Origin of the sequence: Bacteroides xylanisolvens XB1A, from assembly GCF_000210075.1 — a bacterium.
Classification (GTDB): domain Bacteria; phylum Bacteroidota; class Bacteroidia; order Bacteroidales; family Bacteroidaceae; genus Bacteroides; species Bacteroides xylanisolvens.
In genome coordinates, this window is the sequence record NC_021017.1 from 3,264,602 (window position 1) to 3,284,050 (window position 19,449).

Sequence of the window (19,449 nt, forward strand, 5' to 3'; positions counted from 1 at the left end):
GTTAGCCAATCTTTGTGAGAAAAGAAAAAAATATAGTCGGAATATGCCTTAATTTCTTTATCTTTGCTCCATCTTTGTAATTAGTATTATATAGGAGAGTGTAATGAGAGTGATTGTAAATCCCAAGTACGCGCATCTGCAGAAGGAGATAGAAGAAATTCCAAGGTCCTTCCAGGAAAAAGGAGATGTGGTGTACGATGGGCGTAATGTTTTAAAACGAATTGGCTTAGGCAGCATTGATGTTGTGGTGAAGAGCTTTAAGAAGCCTCACATCATCAATCGTGTTGTATATTCGTTTTTCCGGCAATCAAAAGCAGAGCGTTCCTATATTTACTCTATGGAAATTCAACAACATGGCTTTGACACTCCGGAGCCAGTTGCTATGATCGAACAATTCCAGAGTGGCCTTCTTTCACATAGCTATTACATTTGTTGTTATGATGGTGGCGAAACAGTCCGTTCCCTGATGGATGGGAAAGTGGAAGGAAATGAAGATAAACTTTCTGCTTTTGCGCGCTACACGGCTGCTTTGCATCAGGCAGGTATCCTGCATTTGGACTATTCTCCCGGCAATATATTGATCCATCAGAATGATGCGAATGAATATAGTTTTTCCTTGGTCGACGTGAATCGCATGCAGTTGCTATCGGATATTGATTGTGATACTGTGTGCCGTAATATGTGTCGTTTATGCATCTCTCGTGAAGTGCTGACTTATATAATGACAGAATACGCTTCTTTGAGGGGATGGGATGTAGAATCTACTGTTAGTCTGGCTCTTCGTTATAGCGATCAGTTCTTTACTCATTATATTTATCGTCGTGCGGCACGAAAAGAAAAAGAAAGGCATATCGTATCCCTGATTTTATTCTTCCGTTTGTACCGTTCAGTGCGTAAGTTCTTTTCCTGGGAACCGCATATCTCACGTTTCTTATTGAAAAAAGAAAAGCGCATTTATGATACATACTTGTGTAAGTATGACTATTGCGAATTGCTTTCTGCTGATTATCAATGATTAACTCTTACTTCCGCGCATGACTACACTGCGGATTTTATGCCTGAAAAAACCTTTCTGATTGGTATATGTGCAGTTATTCTTATCCAAAAATGCAGAAATGACTGCTTCGTCATCATGTAGATGGTATGTGCAAATTGCAAAATCCAACTTCTGGCAATTCTGGAATAAGTTCTTGCATCCGGCCAATGCATGCCGTTCAGCTCCTTCGATATCCATTTTTAGAAATAGATGCTCCTCCGTTTGATTGTTGAAGAAGTCATCCAGAGTTTGTTCTCTCGAAGAATTATGGTCGCTTACATATTTTTGGACAATCGTAACTTTATTTTGCCATGGTTCAAAAGTAGCTCTGATGGCCTCCAGCCATTGTTCGTCCTGCTCAAACAAGTAGACATGTTTAGCTTCTTCGATGATTTCCAATGAAGAATATCCTTCGGCGCAACCGACATCTACAAATACCTTTCCTGTCACTTCTTTAACGCTGTTGAAGTAATGGTGCGGTGAGCGCCTGTCTTGTTCCATGCTCAAAGCCCTGTAATATTTTTGAATTTTCCTGGCCGGAGTGCTCTTTCTGAAATAGAGCCGTTTCTCTTCTTTTTGAACATAGTATAAACCTTTCTCCTCGTCTTTCTGTACGTCAACGGGCATATTTGCATATTCATCTTTGAATTCATACAGGTGTCTTGAATATCCATGTTCTTTAATATATTCATAGTATTTCAGATAAGGAGAGCCGGGCTTATATCCTTTCATGAAATAATATGGGAGAGTGCCATATATAAATTTCTTTATTGTGTGTTTAAGTATGTTCATCTCATTAATTTCTTGTAGATGTTTAAGATCTCTTCCGCTTGCTTTTCTTCAGAGAATCTTTTGGCAAATATTTGCCCTTTTTCAATCATTACTTTCTTTCTTTCAGGGTCAGAGTATATCTGTTTGAAAGCATTGGCCATTCCTTTGATATCATCGGGATGTATATAGATCGAGTCGGGACCTCCGGCTTCTTCCAGGCAAGAACCTGTTGCGGCTACTACCGGAATTCCGGAGTATAAAGCTTCTATAATGGGGATGCCAAAGCCTTCAAAGCGTGAAGGATATACAAAAATTTCAGCTAGCTGATAAAAAGTCGGCAGATCATCAAAAGGAACATTGCTGATGATGTGCACTCTTTCTTCCAGCTTATTCTCCTTAATAAAACGTTCAATCTTATCAGTGTATTCTGTATGGCGTCCTACAATGACAAGATGAATTTGTTCAGGAAGCATCGTCAGTGCTTGTACCGCCGAAAGGGCATTCTTTCGTTCTTCAATACTTCCTACGTTGAGGATATAGTGTTCCGGTAGCTGATATTTAGCTCGGACTTCTCTTTTTTTCTCTTCTGTTACAGGGTGCGTGAATGAAGTATCACATCCCTGATAAACAACTTCTATCTTATCGGCAGGAATCCCGAAATACTCAATAATATCACGTTTGGTACATTCGCTGATAGCAATGATTCTATCCGCATTTTCGCAGGCTTTGCGGAATTTGTATGTATATATATTCCTGTCGATCGAATGATAGTATTGTGGGTATCGCAGAAATATCAAATCGTGGATTGTTACGATACTTTTTACCTTACTTTTATGGATATTCAGGGGTAATTCATTGCTAAGTCCGTGAAAAATATCAATTCTTTCTTTTTCCAATTGGCGGGTGACTCCCAACACTCGCCATAACGAACTTAACTTTTTCCAGAAAGAAGTAGTGGGGTAAGAAAGCTGTAGTTGCCGATATTGCTTCGTTAATTTGTTCAGCCTTTTATTTTCCCGTTTCTTGGGGGCATACAATACATATTCATTCTCCGGATAGAATTGGCATAGAATATCCACTATATAGCGGCTATAATTACCCAAACCGGTGAAATTCTGTACTGCACGTTTTCCGTCAAAACCTATTCTCATTTCTACTTCTTACCTTTATGTGATTATAGTTAGACTTCAAACTCCCGATAAGGTTTATTCAGGTCTAAATAATGGAAATTGTGTTGTCTTTGCCCACTTTGTTTAGGTATGGTCATGTAATCTCCGTATTTCTGTGACAGATAGACATCGTATTTCTGTACTCCCCACACTTCTTCATTTTCAAATAAGACTGGAGTAGGGGTACCCAGAATATCTTTAGACATGATTCCTTTCATTCCGTCATCATAATCACAGACCAACGCGGATTGGTCGAAATCATACTTTTTCATTACTTTCCTGATACTTTCCTGTGCTCCGGTAAGGGTAAAAAGTTTTCTGCATAATAGCGGTATCCATGAACTGGGGCCTTTTCCATGCTTGTATGGATCGCGATGAATCAGATAAAGTATACGTTTGTAGAATTCGTACTTTGCAAAATGCATTCTTTGCGCCATGCGGCTCTCCGGAACTCCGTCCAGTGGGAATATATCAATATATACGCCTCCCAAATATTTGAGATGCATACGTTCAATTAGAGTGGTGTCGGCATCCTGTACTTTTGCGAATGGAAGAGGATATTCCTTGTCGTTTTCAGCACATACAGCTTCGTATGGTTTCGGCAACCATTCTTTGGCATTAGCCATTAATAAATCATAATCGGCTCTTGGCATACCGATATCCAGATCATCATCCCAAGGGATAAATCCTTTGTGGCGGACGGCTCCCAGCATGGTGCCTGCCATGATGTAATATCGCAGATTATGTTCTTTGCAAACTTTGTCAACAGCTAATAAATTCTTTAATATGCGAAGCTGTAGAGGGCGGATATCGTAATTTGCCATTTCTATCTGAATTTTGATTAATAAAGACTTGCTGGAATCAGCTTCTGTGCCTGTTGAAAGTCCTCTACGGTGTCCAGTTCGGCCGAGAAGAACTCGGTGGTATCCATGACGTAAAAGCTATATCCTTGCGGAATCAGTCGCTCAAAAGCCCGTTCGTAGAATATATTGTCCAGTCCTTCAGTGGTAATCATAATTTCCAGTTCCCGGAATAGAGCTTTGGTGTATTCAGCTGACATCTTTTCGATACCGATAGACTCTCCGATAGCATCGGATATAGAACAAACTTTGCTGATTTCAACAACCTTTTGTGCGTCGTCTACGATGACTTTTATTTCTTCCGCTCCAAGCTCGTGTCGATTCAGTGCCAATATGTCGTTTTTGTCCGAATGAAGCAGTTTTTCTACAATTTGAGGATCAAAAATAATATCACTGTCTAATAACAATATTTCTTCCTCGTCGGTATGCGGTCGGGTAAGCCATAATGAATAGATATTGTTGGTTGATTCATATCTGTCATTATAGATGAAAGTAATATTTTGGACTGGATAACGTGCCTGCAGAAAATCAACGATTTGTTGCTGGCGATACCCCGTGACGATAATGAATTCGTCGAATCCGTTTTGTATCAGAGCATCAAAAGCCCTTTCCAGTAGGCATCGTTCTCCTATCTTGAGGAGGCATTTGGGCGTTGTATCGGTCAGCGGGCGTAAGCGTGACGCTATTCCTGCGGCTAATATTACTGCTTTCATTTGGAGGCGATTTCTTTAATTGTATCTATAACGATCCGGTTTTGCTCTGGGCGTCCCAATGTGATACGCAAATGAGTGTTGATATCCGGTTCATTCATAAACTTCACTTTATAACTCTGTTCAGCAAAAGCCTTTTGTAAAGCTTCTTTTAGCTCTATCGGGTATTTGATTAAAATGAAATTGGCAACCGATTCATATACTTTGAATCCGGGTAACACGCCGATTTCCTTTTCGTAGCGCTCACGGTCTTCGTTCATCAGTTTGGCGATGTTGCGGTAGTGTGCGTCCGATTTAAGAGCTGCAATGGCGATATCTTCGGATATTCGGTTGTATCCCAGATATTTATTGCTGTATCTGCTGAATTTTTCCAGTTCTTTACTCATAAATCCGAATCCCATACGTAAACCGGGCAATCCATAAAACTTGGATAAAGTACGGGAAATAATCAAATTCTGATATTTATTAACCAGTTTTTTGATATAACTGGTATCAGTTGAAACAAAAGAAGCGTATGCCTCGTCTATCAGTACCACTGTTTGGCTGGGTACTTCTGCAAGCAGTTCATCCAGTTCTTTCGGAGTTAAACCGTTGCCGGTAGGGTTATTGGGAGAAGCCAGTAAAAGAATCTTCGGATTCTCTTTCTGAATCATATCTTTCAGCGTCTCAAAGTCATATTTAAAAGTGTTTCCGTCTTCGTAAAGAGGATATTGCAAAGTATGGCCATTCACCTCATCTGCAATTGACTTATAATACCACCATGAGAACTTGGGAATCAACATCGTTTTGTTTCCATCTTCTTGAGTCAGGAAGTAATGAACGGCTTGCTTCAGAATATCTTCTCCGCCGTATCCCAATAAAACTTGAGTTTCATCTATATCGTATAGTTCGGACAAGAAAACAGATAATATACTTTTCTTTCCTTCATCATAAATGCGGGTATAAAAACAAAGTTTATTTATATCGAAGTTTTTTAAAGCTTCTACTACTTCTTTTGATGGACTGTAGTTAAATTCGTTTCGATCTAAAAAGTTCAAATTCTTTTCCATATTAGTTTTGTATGATTCCTTTATCGCACCAGGTTAGTTTCCTGACTTTTGTTTCGTTCAAAATACTGCGGTTGTTGTTTAGATTATCTGTTCCGTGTAGTTCATGATGAAGATGGAACACGATTCCCGCAAATTTGATGGTACGCTTGCGTACACCGCTGTTGATAAGGCGGCATACTAATTCATGATCTTCACTTCCCCATCCGGTAATAGCTTCATTGTACCCATTGACTTTTAACAAATCCTCTTTCCAGAAAGCCATATTGCATCCTCTCGAGTAAGAAACATCCCATTGACGATAATGTTGAAGTAGTGGACTCAACCAAGGTAAATGTACTCCGTTGATTGTGTTTTTAGTACCTTTGTCGTGAATGGAAATGATGCAGTTTTTTTCTGCTAACATTTTTCTCGTTAAGCCTTCCCGGATTAATACACGGCTACCGGTTACAAAACTACCTTTTTTTGCAAAACGTACATGATCTTTGACGAAATCTTTGTGTAAGACGATATCTCCGTCAATTTGTATAATATATTCTTTAGATGCTTTCGCAATAGCTTTGTTGCGGATGGAGGCCAGTCTGAAGCCTAAATCCTCATGCCAAACATGAATAATGGGAACTTCAGAGGAAGCTGCCAATTGATGAATTAGTTCTCCTGTGTCTTCTTTAGAACCATCATCGGCAATGATAATTTCATCAGGAAGGAGAGATTGACGTAGCACGCTTTTAACGCATAATTCTAATGCGTCGCTTCTATTATAGGTGGATATAATTAGCGATGTACTTATGTTGCTCGCCATTGGTTTATTCATATAATTATTACTATGTTAGTTAAATAGTTAAGGGGGCTTGCACTAAAATTCTACAAATGTATACATTTTATTTGGTTGTGACAAGTGTTAAAGGCTTTTTTGCTAAACATTAGAGGGTTAGCGTCTTTTTTAAGAATAATATCTGTATCTTTGCTATCAGTTTGTTATTATAACTAAGATTAATAGTGTATTTGTAATGGAAAATCATTCGGTGGAAGTTAGTGTAATCATTCCTAATTATAACTATGCTCGTTTTTTGCGGCAACGTATCGAATCGGTATTGGCCCAAACATATACAGATTATGAGATTATATTATTGGATGATGCGTCAACGGATGATAGTACATCTATTTTAAAACATTATAGTGCTAATCCTCATGTCAGTCATTTGGAGATTAACTCAGTCAATACAGGAAGTCCTTTTGCTCAATGGCAGAAAGGCATTAGTTTGTCTCGTGGAAAGTACATTTGGATTGCCGAAAGTGACGATGCGGCTGAACCCTCTTTTTTGAAAAAGGCAGTCTCTGTTTTGAAACAATATCCGGATGCTTCTTTTTGCTTTCTGGGCTCACATTGTATAGATGGGGAAGGTAATCAGTTAACTACTGATTTTGATCGTTGGACTTCAAAACAGTTGAGTCGTTCTCATAATATGGGTGTTTTTGATGGTGAAGATTATATAAAACATAATCTTTATTGGCGTAACTATATTTACAATGCTAGTGGTGTTGTCTTTCGTAAACAATGTTTTGAACAAATAAAAGACTTGTCTTGCTTTTCAATGCGCTATAGTGGCGATTGGCTTTTCTGGATAGAAATGGCTAAGCAAGGAATGGTAGTCGAAGTTTATGAAAAATTGAATAATTTTCGTTTGCATAATGTAAGCACTACCAAGAAGGGGCAAAAGACAGGCGATGGGGTTCGAGAAGACATATATATAGTAAATAGAATAGAGCATTCTCTCGTTAATATAGGGAGGCAAAGAAAGACTGTGCGTCATGGGAGCTTTTATAAAGAGATAAAAAGACTTAAGGTTCCTACTGAAATCAAGAAGGAACTTACATTGCACTTAGTAGCTTCTTTAAAAGCAAATTCTAGTGATTATTATGTAGAACGATTTAATAAAAGTTTTAGTTGGCTGATGCCTTGGTTGATTACTCGTGATAAAGATCGTCTGTGATTACTGGATGTTTTTATTGGAAATGGATAATGTTTATGAAATACTTGCTAATAATCACTTAAAAGTAAATTTAGTCGGTGGATTTTTCTATCTTATCTGCAATAATATTACCAACAGTTTCACTAGCTATAGTTGCCCAATGCGTATCATCTATATGATAAACGTCTTTGACTCCGCTGGCAATCATTTCTCTAAAATTATCTCTAGGATTAATAAACCATTTTAGTTGGTTAATTCCATTTTCTTCTAGTTGATCAATTACTTTCTTAGGCGGGTATGGATTATTTATTATATATGGTTGGTATACATCATATTTATCGGGAGCTATCATATAATAGAGGTCAATGCCTTTTTCTTGAAAGCGTTTATGAAGGTAGTTTAGTTTGTCTAAAATGGCGTTGTATTCTTCTTCTGTGATTGATAATTTCCATAAATCGTCATTGTAAAAATAGAAGGTGTTGTATGGTGGAACAGAGAAACAATCAGTGTTTAACTGTACTTCTTTTACTGGCCTTTTTGATTTGTATAAATGATATTTGATATATTTAAACGTTTCCATTAAATAATCTTTCTTCTTTTTTTCTGTAAAATTATTTTCTGGCTTATTGTCTTCTTTCTCAAGAGTATAATTGATGTCTTTAATATCTCTAAAGCTAAGTATATGCTGTACAAATTCTCTTTCGACCGTTTCAATAATAACAGTCTTACATCCTAGGCTAGCATATATATCGTTATTCAATAAATACAATGCGATATCTTCAGAGCTATATCCTCTTCCTCTTGGATCAGGATAGTTGAGGATTCTTTCTCCTAATTTGGCTGCTAAATAATTTTGATAACCACTGAAACCTTGTTGGCTAAAGGAGTCTCCTATGGTCATAACTTTGTAATTTCTTTGTATGTTGTCATAATATGTATCTACCTTGTTCTCTGATAATGGTGTACCTAAATTGGTTTGGGTTTTGTCTATGTAAAAGTAGCCAAGTTTCCCTAAATCACCGGCTTTGGTTAGACGATCTATTAAATAGAAATTCACATAAAAGCCATATGCGTATATTAATACCATGACAGGGAATATGGTGAATAAGCATTTTAATATAAATTTTCTCATAAAGTTCTAGAATTGAAAATAGATAAATGTTTGAATATCATTAGAGTAATAAAATATATAATAGAATATGGCACAGTAGATTCCCCATCTGATTATAGGGTATTTTATATTTATTTCTAGTCCGTGCATTTTGCGTCTGTTAATCCATTCTATGATAATCAAAATAGCAATGTATTGGATGCATTTAACTCCATATTCAAGCGATGAAGGTTGCCATTTAGTAAACATATAAATGATATATTGATAGGCCTCTTTTATATTTTCGGCGCGGAAGATAACCCAACCAATCATTACAAGAATGAAAGTACTAATAATCTGTCCAAGTTCTTTGAGGGATGGTAGGTATTTGTTTTCAGCTACTATGTCTTTATACTTTCTGTTTCTTCCCATGAGTAATAATGGTAGAAATAGTAGAGCATGAAATGCACCCCAACAAATAAACGTCCAATTGGCTCCATGCCAGAGACCGCTAACTAAGAAAATTATCATAGTGTTACGGAAAGATTTCCATTTGCTACATCGACTTCCTCCTAATGGGATATAAATATAATCTCTGAACCAAGTGGTGAGTGAAATATGCCAACGTCTCCAAAATTCGGCAATATCTCTAGAAAAATATGGAAAGTTGAAGTTCTGTAGTAAGTTAATGCCAAATAACTTTGCTGTACCTATAGCGATGTCCGAGTATCCAGAAAAGTCTCCATAAATTTGGAAAGTAAATAAGAAAGCTCCCCAAACCAGATTCAAACTATCAAGTGTTTGATAATTTGCAAAGATTTGATTGACTGCGACAGCGCATGTGTCTGCTACAACAATCTTTTTGAATAATCCCCATAAAATTTGCCTCATACCATCTACTGCCGCTGTGTAATCGAAAGTTCGTTGGCTTTCGAACTGCGGTAGTAAATTGGTCGCTCTTTCGATAGGACCTGCAACAAGTTGAGGAAAAAAACTGATAAAAGCAAAGAATGCTACAATATCATGTGTGGGTTTCATCTTGTGACGGTAGATATCGATTGTATAACTAAGTGCTTGAAATGTATAGAAGCTAATTCCTACTGGAAGTAAGATATCTAATGTGACCCAATCCAATTCAAATCCAAACCACTGAAACAGGTGTTGTAAATTTTCCGAGAAGAAGTTGAAATACTTGAATATTCCTAATATGGTTAGGTTTAATACAATGTTGGCAATACTTATTAAACGTTGGATGTGTCTATGTCCTTCTTGCCGTTCAAGTAGGATTCCGCTTGCATAGCTACATAAAGTAGTAAACGCTATTAAGATAAGAAAGCGCCAATCCCACCAACCATAAAATAGATAACTAGCTACAACAACAAATAAGTTTTGTGCCCTTAATTTTTTGAAAGCAAACCAATATAATAAGAATACTATTGGTAGAAAGACTAAGAATTCGAATGAGTTAAATAGCACGGCCTAATTTTTTTGCAAAGATAAATATAAAATAATTATTGATATTGTAAATGCATGTAATTTTGTTTACGTCTTATAAATAACTATGTTCTAAGAATAGATGTATATAGACGCTCTATCTGTTTGGCATTGTTCTCAATAGAGTATAATGACGAAACATAATTATATGCTCGTTCGATGATTTCAGTGTATTGTTGTATCTGTTTTTGTTCTATATCTGTTAAATGCGTGGCTAATTGCTGTTCGTTGGTAAAACGAAGAGCAATTTCTTTATTGTATTTTTTTTGACCATTGTCAAATTGTTCTTTTGTTCCGGCAGTATCTTTTCCAATAACTAAGCATTTGTTAAACATAGCTTCTGCTGTAATTAGACCAAATGCTTCAAACGGTGACGGGACGATTAAAGCTGTTGCGCGATTCATTAGATCATATATTTGATTGGTGGGTAATGCTCCTTTAAGCGTAATATTATTTTGTATATTGTATTTTCCTATTAGTCTATCAATTTTTTGTTTTGTCTTTGAAGAATAGTTTCCGGCAAGTATTAATTTGAAGGTACCTCCTCTTAGTAGATAGTCTTTATAGCTATTTAATAGTGAAAATATGCCTTTCTCTTTCACGATGCGTCCTACAAATAGAAAATACTTTTCTTTAGGAAACTCTTTAGGTTTATAACTTTGCCTCAAAACACCGTCGTAAATAATAGTCGAGTTTTCCTCCTTTAGTTGGTAGAAATTATATATACCTTTTGTTATTGCTATATTGAAATTGCCGGATTTGTGTAGTTGTTTTTTTAAATATGGAAGTGAGTAAGCGTGTGAATGTCCAAAATCTAAAGATTGATACTCTCTTAGGTGCCATATATGTGGAATCTTTAGTGATTGAGCTGCAGTAGCCCCAAACTGATATGCAGAAGAATTGGTATGAATAATATCAATCTTATATTGTTTGGATAATTCTATGATTTGTTTGGTAAAGAATTTCTTTTTATTTTTTAATTTAAAGGCATATATGGGACGAGTAATATAATTCCATAAATTTTTTTTTGAGGGATACCAGAAGAAGTCGTAGTTAAGAATACTATATGGTATATTTTCCGATTTCAATTTATTAATGGTTGATTGGCTAGCTAATTTCCCTAATGTGACATAAGGCCTTATTTTGCTTTTAAGTTCTTTAATTAAAGTGATTAATGCTTGGTCAGAGCCTCCTTCACCTACTGCTATGTATAAGACGTTAATCATTTTGATGGAACTTTATTGAATTTGGTTTATGACTTCTTTTGTTATGTGTATGGCATCTTTTTACGATGAACTATCTAATAATATTTTTTGGTAAAAGTACTACAAGTATTAAGACATATAATTCTATACCATATAAATTTGAAAAGGATTTTATTTCGCCACTTGCTATTTTTATAGGTCTCACGATAGAGCTTCATTTCTCTAAAAGCGCGTTTAAAGGGTGCCGATCCTTTAATGATATTTTTTATGCGTTTATATTCTTTCTTTTCTTGTATCGACTTTATACTTGATGGATTGAGTTCTCTGCTTTTTTTGTAGAATTCAATCTTTGATTGTGTGTCATTGGTATCATAAGCTAAAACAGGGAATGTATTGATGGTTTTATTGTATATTCTTGCATATTCATTAGCCATTTCTTTTACAGACTTCATTTCTTTTAAATAATGTCTGATATTCTCTTTTTTCTTTTGATATTCTCCTGCGATGTTTGATTTGACTGTTAAAATGAACTTAAAAATATCTTTTGCGGTACTGTGTATGGGGAAAATCCATCCTGCATCAATTGCTTTCACCCGTTCAGCTATAGCTCCTAAATCGAATGTGATTACAGGAATTTCAGCAATAAGGCTTTCTGATAAAGTATAGGAATATGTTTCTGGCCACATGGACATTAAACATACTAGTTTAATGTCGTTCTCAAGTAGTAGATTAGGTAGGTCTTTCTGTAAATATTCACCATGATAGATATAATTTTGTTTATTGGTGTTATATTTTTTATTTTCTGCCATTCCAAAGAGATGGATTGTTATCTCGGATTTTCTAGCTTCAGCTATTAACCCTTTTAAATATCTTAAACCTTTTTCTTCTGAAATCCCACCAATAAAAGCGATATTAAACTTTTCTTTTTTGTTTTTCTTTATGTTAGAATAATTCGATTCTTTGTTTGCTTGATTGTAGCCATGTTCTATTACGTCGATTGTTAGGTCTTTGTATATATCTAAAACAATATTCTTAGTATTGGAAGAGGGGACGATTATTTTCTTTGCTAATTTAAGATTCGAATAAAATTCTTTTCTCCATAACGGTATAAAATTAATATTCAGTTTAAACTTTTTTGATATGCATGAACTACATCCATTTTGGTTGTTATAATTACAAAGAAATGTTTCCTCGTCGAAGAGTTTTACCGAAGGACATATTGAATAAAAATCATGCATTGTATATATAAAGGGAACGTTCTTCTCTTGTGCCACTTTGAAAATATCCAAATACATGTTTCTTAAGTGATGGATATGGATTAAATCTATTCTTAGGGCCGTTATCAATCTCTCAATATCCTTCTTGAAAACATCATTATAAAGATTTAAAGCTGTATATTGAGAATACATGCCTAGAGAAACAGTAATTTCGTCAGATGAAAAATAAGAGGTTAGATAGTATCTGAAATCATCCACAGAATAATAGATTACATGAAAATTAAATTCCTTTCGCATGTTTCTAATTAAATCATGTACATGCAATGTTGTTCCGCCGATGTTCCTTTCGTTGATCGCTTTGAACTCATGTATTACAATCAGTACATTCTTTTTAGAATACATATCTGTGTTATAACGCACATTCAGTTGTATCTCTGAGATCGGATTTTGTTGAACAAAAGCTTCAGTGTTTGCAAAGCATACTGGGTATCTCTCTTTTAATATTTGTAGATGAGAGTTTATCAAATTGGTCTTTTCTTGAGTGAAAGATTGGGTCCCTTTATGATAAATATATGTGTTATCACATAATAAATGTCTATATCCAGCTTGTAAACATCTATATGAGAAATCATTTTCTTCCCCATATCCTTTTCCAAAAGTTTCTTCGTCGAATAGACCTAGATCGTCTATTGCCTCTCTTTTAATATACATACAGAATCCGTGCGCAGTAGGAATATCAGGAAATAAATTCATGCTGCATTTTTCGACAATGTCAGCATATTCTTCTACACTTAAACCTGGAGGAATGGTGTTTTCTGCCAAAAAAACAGGTACAGATGCTAAAGTCGCGTTATTGGATAGGGGAGTAACAGTAGCTACTGCAGGTTTACTATATGCGCAATTTTGTATTTTGGAAAGCCAATTTCTGGTTACTTCAGTGTCACTATTTAATAAGACTACATCATGGTGTGAATATTGCATGCCAATATTCACAGTTCGGACAAATCCTTGATTATCTTTGTTATCTATTAATATGATATTTAGCGATTGATTTTCTTTTATAAAAGAATTCAATAAGGGCAATATTCTTTCGTCTGTGCTTTTATCATTGACTAACAATAATGTGTGTTGGGTAAGATCTGTATGCTCAATTACTGTTTCAATGCACTTTTTGACAAAATCAAAAGCATTATAGATGGGGATTATGATGTCAATATTCGTCATAGTAGATTGGGGATTCATTAATTTTCTCTCTTTCATTAAAGTCTGAATTCTTTTATTGCTAATACAAATGATGTATAGATAGTGTGGCAAAGGTATAAAGAAAAAACAGAAATGCCAAAGGGACTTGTCTTTAATCTTCGAGTGAACCGCTTGTATGTGAAAATGTTATGATGTTGCCTATTTTTGTTTTTACATTGATACGAGTCTAATAATTGCGTAGATGTGTTTTTATGTTTGGCTATTTTTGAATATTGAAGAAAAAATATAATAAATATCATTTAAAGAGGTGGCCATAAACGTAAATAAATGCAATGAACTGTTTGATTTCTACAGAAGATTATATTTTTAGGTATAGTTCTAATAGAATTTCTTATCTTTGTTATCAATTCCAAACTTGTATTGGCCCGAAATGCTTTAATAGGGTTTTAAATGTTGTTTATTGTTGAATAAAATTTCACTTTTTTGAAGTTGAATGTGCAGAATTGGAATTAATAATTTATGCGAATCAGTAGTTGAACTCTGATTCATTGTTTTAGAAAACTAGATAAATGAATGCGATGGCTATTTTCCCCGTCGTATGTACCAAAAGTCCGGATGTAGATCTGACTTTCATCGCTCTTTGAATATTTGTTTTCTCATTCAGCCAGTTGAAAAAAGATTCTATCGGTTGTCTGACCTTTGACACGGCAGTAGAAAACAGGTCTCTACCAGCTTGCTCTCTTTGAGTAATACTAAGAACTTTTCCTTTATGGCTTTAACAGGAGTCAGTATGGCCAGATCATTCTCCTCTCTGATGATAAGATAATCATTTCGGGGGATGGAATGGCTCCTTTCCTGTGGAAAGCTAAGGTGTGGAGTTTGAGTCCGAAATAATACATGTTCTTTGTAGAACAGTATCCTTTAGTCGCAATTTTAGTAGTTACTTTCCCTTTTTTATTTTTATTTTCAGAAGGGTTGCGAAATGGTGATGAGATGTTTAATTGAATAATAACAATTTAACTAACTGAATCAGCAAGTGATTTCAACTACTGATTCGCATAATATATAAAATATATTTAGAATGAAAAAGACAGAATGCCAATATCGTGTGAGTGTTATCATTCCTGTTCATAATACAGCTCCATATTTAAAGCGTTGTATTGAATCTGTACGTAGTCAATTATTGAAAGATATTGAAATAATCTTAGTTGATAATAAGTCGGAGGATACATCATCTGATATATGTGATGAATATGGCAGGATTGATAATCGTATAAAGGTTATTCATCTTCTGGAGGCTGGTGCCTCTATTGCGAGGAATGCTGGTCTTAAAATAGCATCTGCTCCATATATTGGTTTTGTTGATAGCGATGATTGTATAAATGAAAGAATGTATATGGATTTGCTATGCGCTATTGAAACTTATCATGCGGATATAGCATATTGCAACTTTTGTTATGAATATGAAGATGGTCGGATAGAACATCTTTATACGAATTCAGGATTGGTGGTAGAACGAATGTCAAAAGAAGTGGTAGAAGATATTATATGTGAGAAAGTAAGTAGCTCTCCATGTACTAAATTATTTAAAAGGGATTTATTTAATATCATCTTGTTTCCTGAAGGAGTGTTTTTTGAGGATCATGCGGTAGTATATCAATGGGTAGCTTTGAGCAAAAAAGTAGTATGGATTGATCGTGAATATTATAATTATCTTCAAAGAGAAGGGAGTACATGTCATTCTATTGATTCAACCAAGCAATATCATTTTTTTTTGGCAGAATATCCGAGAATTGAGTTTGTAAAAAGAAACAAACTGTTTTCTGAACATCAAAGAGCAGAGGTCATATTTCAAATTGTATTGACTTGTTTTCGTCGTTTTGATGATTTTATGAAAGGAGCTCAGCTTATAAGAGATAGAAAACAAATAAAAGATATGAGGCATAAAATGAAAAAATGGCTTTATTTATCTCCAGATGAAATAGATGGTTGGATATATAAACGCGTTAGGAAAATAACGTATCGTTGGTTGCTTTGTTACTGGAAGTATTATCGTAAACACTAATTTAAATGTGATATTTTATGTTTGGTGTATAAATCTCTTTGCTTATTGTAGTATTCGTTGGTTATTCCTTAGTTATTGGTCTTTTCAAGATACATAACTTTGATATATTTTATAGTTTAATTTACATGCTCTTCTTTAATTTTGTATTACTTTTGTGAAGTGATTGAATTTGTGTCTCAAAAAGATATGGTAGTTTTCTAAAAGGTGAAATTTATGATTCAGTTATTTCCATTGGTTTCTGTGATAATCCCTGTATACAATAGTGAAGAATACATCGCATTTACTATAGATAGTGTAATTAGTCAAACGTATAAGGAGCTTGAAATTATTCTTATTGATGATGGAAGTACTGATAAAAGTGCGGAGATTATAGCTCGGTATGCAGATGGTGATAATCGTATTTTCTACAAAAGAAAACAAAATCAAGGTCCTTCTTTAGCTAGGAAGATGGGGATAGATATTGCAAAAGGTAAATATATTCAATTTCTAGATAGCGATGATATCTTGATTAATGACGCGATAGAATTATTAGTTGAAAAAGCAGAGAGTTGGGAGGCTGATATTGTTGCTTTCCCTTTTTGTTTTTGTGCACAAAATGGTGTAAAAAGAGAATCGGGAAAACTTCAATTTGAACAGATAACTGGTGTCGGCTATTTAAATGAGATATTACTAGGGAAGGCTTATTGGAGTTTGTGGTCTAAATTTCAAAAACGTAGTTTGCTTCAAGAAAATCTTATAGATATAATGCCGCATATTTCCTTTGGTGAGGATGTGATATGGACAACTCAGATTGTGTTAGCGGCAAAAAAAATTGTTTCCTTGAATAAGGCAATCTTAAATTATAATGAACGTCCATCTTCTTTGTCTTGTATTCCTGTGTTTAGTGATGAAAAATTTGAAGAATTTAAAACCTATTCTCGATGGATTGAGGATACTATAAAACAGAAAGGCTTGGTAAAAGAATTGGGCGAATCTTTGGCCTTTTTCCATTTGAAGAATACATTTATGATGATTTTGTGGAGACGATTTGATAATATAGGTGAGGAAATGAAAAGAATAATTCAGGATTTGTGCTTTTATCCTAATTTGGGGTGTTCATTACAATACTATGAACGTAAAGTAATAGATGCTTATAGATTTTCTACTTGGTTTGGAAATTTTAAATTGATGCGTTATGTGAGGAAAGGAAAGATTTAAGAATACTTTTCAAAAAGGCTCCCATATTTTAGATATCATTTTCTCTTTTCTTTTATTAGAAGAGAATAAGTTGTTAATTTTCAAAAGTAGAAGAACGATTTTTCTTATTCTTTTTTTGAATTTTTTGGTTTGGGATATTGTTGGAATAAGTGAACCTAATTCAGAATATTTGTATTCGTACAATTCAGACAAGGCGTCTAGTATGGCTTGTGGAAACTGTTCTTTGATCCATTTTATTCGTTCTTCCATTAACTTCTCTTGATTTGAACTAATTCCAGTGCCATCAACTTCTGCTATTGTTATGTCTATGTGTTTATAACTACATCCTTCAAAAATGATACTTTTCATTGTGTGTATCCAATCTGATATGATTTTATATTTCGTATTGTATAATTGTGTCTGGAATAATGAATGGTGGATGAAGCAGGCCTGATGAGGTAATGCTGTTTTGAGAAGATAAATAATATCTAATGTTGCCGCAGGGCTGATATTTCTATAAGAGCTTGTTGATAATACGTATTTTATGTTACCGTAAATATATTTGCTTCCGTCTAATGGCAGTTTCTGAAGTATTGTGCTATCCATAAGAACATCCCCTGAATTTAGAAAGTATAGATACTCTCCGTGGGCTTGTTTTATACCCTTATTCATACCATCATAGATGCCTTTGTCGGGTTCTGAAGTCCAATAAAGTGGATATGTTACTTCTTTTTCATATTGTTTTATAATGTCTGTACTTTCATCTGTTGAATTAGCATCAATAATAATATGCTCAAATGAATTACACTTTTGGCTTTTAATACTATTCAAAGTTTTGATAAGTCCATGCTTATTATTGAAATTTACAGTAATAATACTTATAAGTAATCTGCTCATATTCCTCAGGTATGTAAAATTGATGTATTATATATATTGCAAATGTATATAAAATACTTGTGATTTTATACTAATGCAATGGTAAAGATGTATATCTTTGCACAGTATAAATAGTGCAAAGTTAATGAACTGGAATAAATGTTGAAGGATCTGAAAAGAAATATCTATCGATATTTAATTGATTGGAAAATTATCCGTCCAAAAATTATTGTAATGATGGATGGTGGGATTTGCTCTCAAATGCATCAGTATTTGTTGGGATACTTGTATGTAAAAGCTGGATTCTCCGTTTGCTATGATCTAGCTTTTTATAAAGAGTGGGGGGCGGATATAAATAATGAATATGTTAGAAATTTTGATATTTTAAAAGCTTTCCCTTATTTGGACTTTGCAGTGGCGTCTGATTATGAAATTAATATTTATAAGAGGAAATATTTTTATGGCGGCAATGACGGCGCTATTCGTACTAATGATTTTTCTTTTCTAGATTTTGTGCCTCCGGTTTATTTGGGAGGCTATTATCATTTTCCATCATTGAAGTGGCTTGAAGCTTTTCAATCTTTGTATAAATTGTCTGATGGTGTTTTGGATGATGTAAATAGGGAAAAGAGTGATGAAATAGCTGCACATCCCAATTCTGTGGCTGTACATGTTAGGAGAGGGGATTTAAGGGAGGAGGTTTCTTCATATGGAGCACCGGCATCTTTAGATTATTTTATGAAAGCAATTCTTTTTTTGAAGAAGAAATTACATGAACCTTATTTTTATTTCTTTTCCGATGAACCCGAATGGGTGAGGGTTGAATTGTTACCAAAACTTTCTATAGCAGATTCTGCAGAAGTTGTTGATATTAATGGCTCTGATAAGGGATATATGGATTTGTATTTGATCGCTCATTGTAAACATCAAGTTACAACAAAGGGGACTTTGGGTAAGTTTGGAGCTTTGTTGGCGGATACTCCTGATAAATATGTCATATTGTGTAACGACATGACTCAGCAATATTGGAAAATATTATTTCAGAATCCGATTTTTCTATAGTATATATGGACAATAGTTCGTTAAACATTTCATTAACACTTATGTCACAATTACCGTAAACCTAAGACCCTGGTCATTCTTGTTTTTTAGGCATATACTTCGGATATGGACGAAGTTTGATTACCAAATAAATAGAAACAAGTAAGGTCATAACTGGGCAGGCCTCAGATGGAGAATATGGTTTACTAGGGGTTAGTTACGGTCAATAGTTTATTGAATTTTAATTAACACTTATGCTGTAATTGCTACCAATTTAACCCTTTCTTCCCATAGTCTTTTGTTTATCTTCTCGTTAGGTTGAATTTCTAACACAGAAATAAATCGTTTTATGAGAAAAATTGTGGTATAATACCTTTGCTGACACCATTGATAGGGTTCTAAGGTTTTCACTTAAATATTGGGGCTTATGGGAACTATTAATGAATTATTTCTATGCGGAAAGTTGCTAACTTTTCGAGAACGGGAGACAATACGTTATTTATTTCATTAAGAATGA

General features: G+C 34.5%; 16 protein-coding genes. 5 read left to right on the plus strand and 11 right to left on the minus strand.

All coding sequences use genetic code 11. From position 1 onward, the window contains the following. Positions 1-103: 103 nt before the first annotated feature. Complete coding sequence (locus tag BXY_RS12805) at positions 104-1,015, plus strand: lipopolysaccharide kinase InaA family protein (protein ID WP_004315559.1); 912 nt, start codon at positions 104-106, stop codon at positions 1,013-1,015. Here the strand turns inward: BXY_RS12805 and BXY_RS12810 are convergent, their stop codons facing one another. The 6 genes from BXY_RS12810 to BXY_RS12835 are packed head-to-tail and all read right to left on the minus strand — an operon-like array spanning position 1,016 to position 6,406. Continuing rightward, a complete protein-coding gene (locus BXY_RS12810) occupies positions 1,016-1,828 on the minus strand; it encodes an FkbM family methyltransferase (protein ID WP_008641784.1) in 813 nt (270 codons plus the stop codon). Beyond that, entirely contained in the window at positions 1,825-2,958 is a 1,134-nt protein-coding gene (locus BXY_RS12815) for a glycosyltransferase family 4 protein (RefSeq protein ID WP_008641786.1), read from the minus strand. The genes BXY_RS12810 and BXY_RS12815 overlap by 4 nt, the downstream gene beginning before the upstream one ends. A gap of 29 nt (positions 2,959-2,987) precedes the next feature. After that, positions 2,988-3,800 carry a LicD family protein gene (locus tag BXY_RS12820; RefSeq protein WP_015532114.1) on the minus strand — a complete coding sequence of 271 codons (813 nt, stop codon included), beginning with the start codon at positions 3,798-3,800 and terminating at the stop codon, positions 2,988-2,990. A gap of 17 nt (positions 3,801-3,817) precedes the next feature. Next, positions 3,818-4,549: a phosphocholine cytidylyltransferase family protein gene (locus BXY_RS12825; protein WP_015532115.1), complete on the minus strand. Its 732-nt coding sequence runs from the start codon at positions 4,547-4,549 to the stop codon at positions 3,818-3,820. Beyond that, positions 4,546-5,595: a pyridoxal phosphate-dependent aminotransferase gene (locus BXY_RS12830; RefSeq protein ID WP_004315564.1), complete on the minus strand. Its 1,050-nt coding sequence runs from the start codon at positions 5,593-5,595 to the stop codon at positions 4,546-4,548. The genes BXY_RS12825 and BXY_RS12830 overlap by 4 nt, the downstream gene beginning before the upstream one ends. A gap of 1 nt (position 5,596) precedes the next feature. After that, positions 5,597-6,406, minus strand: a complete 810-nt coding sequence (locus BXY_RS12835; protein WP_032841911.1) for a glycosyltransferase family 2 protein — start codon at positions 6,404-6,406, stop codon at positions 5,597-5,599. Between the two features lie 196 nt (positions 6,407-6,602). On the opposite strand from BXY_RS12835, the gene BXY_RS12840 reads away from it, so the two are divergent. Beyond that, a complete protein-coding gene (locus BXY_RS12840; RefSeq protein WP_015532116.1) occupies positions 6,603-7,586 on the plus strand; it encodes a glycosyltransferase family 2 protein in 984 nt (327 codons plus the stop codon). 70 nt (positions 7,587-7,656) lie between these two features. Here the strand turns inward: BXY_RS12840 and BXY_RS12845 are convergent, their stop codons facing one another. The 4 genes from BXY_RS12845 to BXY_RS12860 all read right to left on the minus strand — a co-directional run bounded on the left by BXY_RS12845 (position 7,657) and on the right by BXY_RS12860 (position 13,831). Next, positions 7,657-8,697, minus strand: coding sequence for a hypothetical protein (locus BXY_RS12845; RefSeq protein WP_008024039.1), 1,041 nt, complete (start codon positions 8,695-8,697; stop codon positions 7,657-7,659). A 6-nt stretch (positions 8,698-8,703) separates the two neighbouring features. Further along, the gene (locus BXY_RS12850; RefSeq protein ID WP_008641797.1) at positions 8,704-10,131 is read right to left on the minus strand and encodes an MBOAT family O-acyltransferase; all 1,428 of its coding nucleotides are present in this window, start codon (positions 10,129-10,131) and stop codon (positions 8,704-8,706) included. A gap of 83 nt (positions 10,132-10,214) precedes the next feature. After that, positions 10,215-11,375: a glycosyltransferase family 4 protein gene (locus tag BXY_RS12855; protein WP_008641799.1), complete on the minus strand. Its 1,161-nt coding sequence runs from the start codon at positions 11,373-11,375 to the stop codon at positions 10,215-10,217. Between the two features lie 74 nt (positions 11,376-11,449). Next, the gene (locus BXY_RS12860; protein ID WP_015532117.1) at positions 11,450-13,831 is read right to left on the minus strand and encodes a glycosyltransferase; all 2,382 of its coding nucleotides are present in this window, start codon (positions 13,829-13,831) and stop codon (positions 11,450-11,452) included. A 1,024-nt stretch (positions 13,832-14,855) separates the two neighbouring features. Here BXY_RS12860 and BXY_RS12865 point away from each other — a divergent pair. Together BXY_RS12865 and BXY_RS12870 are read left to right on the plus strand one after the other, a co-directional pair. Continuing rightward, positions 14,856-15,839: a glycosyltransferase family 2 protein gene (locus tag BXY_RS12865; RefSeq protein ID WP_015532118.1), complete on the plus strand. Its 984-nt coding sequence runs from the start codon at positions 14,856-14,858 to the stop codon at positions 15,837-15,839. 213 nt (positions 15,840-16,052) lie between these two features. After that, a complete protein-coding gene (locus BXY_RS12870) occupies positions 16,053-17,036 on the plus strand; it encodes a glycosyltransferase family 2 protein (RefSeq protein ID WP_015532119.1) in 984 nt (327 codons plus the stop codon). 9 nt (positions 17,037-17,045) lie between these two features. On the opposite strand, the gene BXY_RS12875 is transcribed toward BXY_RS12870, so the two are convergent. After that, positions 17,046-17,912, minus strand: a complete 867-nt coding sequence (locus BXY_RS12875; protein WP_015532120.1) for a glycosyltransferase family 2 protein — start codon at positions 17,910-17,912, stop codon at positions 17,046-17,048. Positions 17,913-18,050: 138 nt separating this feature from the next. On the opposite strand from BXY_RS12875, the gene BXY_RS12880 reads away from it, so the two are divergent. Continuing rightward, positions 18,051-18,953, plus strand: a complete 903-nt coding sequence (locus BXY_RS12880) for an alpha-1,2-fucosyltransferase (protein ID WP_015532121.1) — start codon at positions 18,051-18,053, stop codon at positions 18,951-18,953. Positions 18,954-19,449 lie beyond the last annotated feature (496 nt).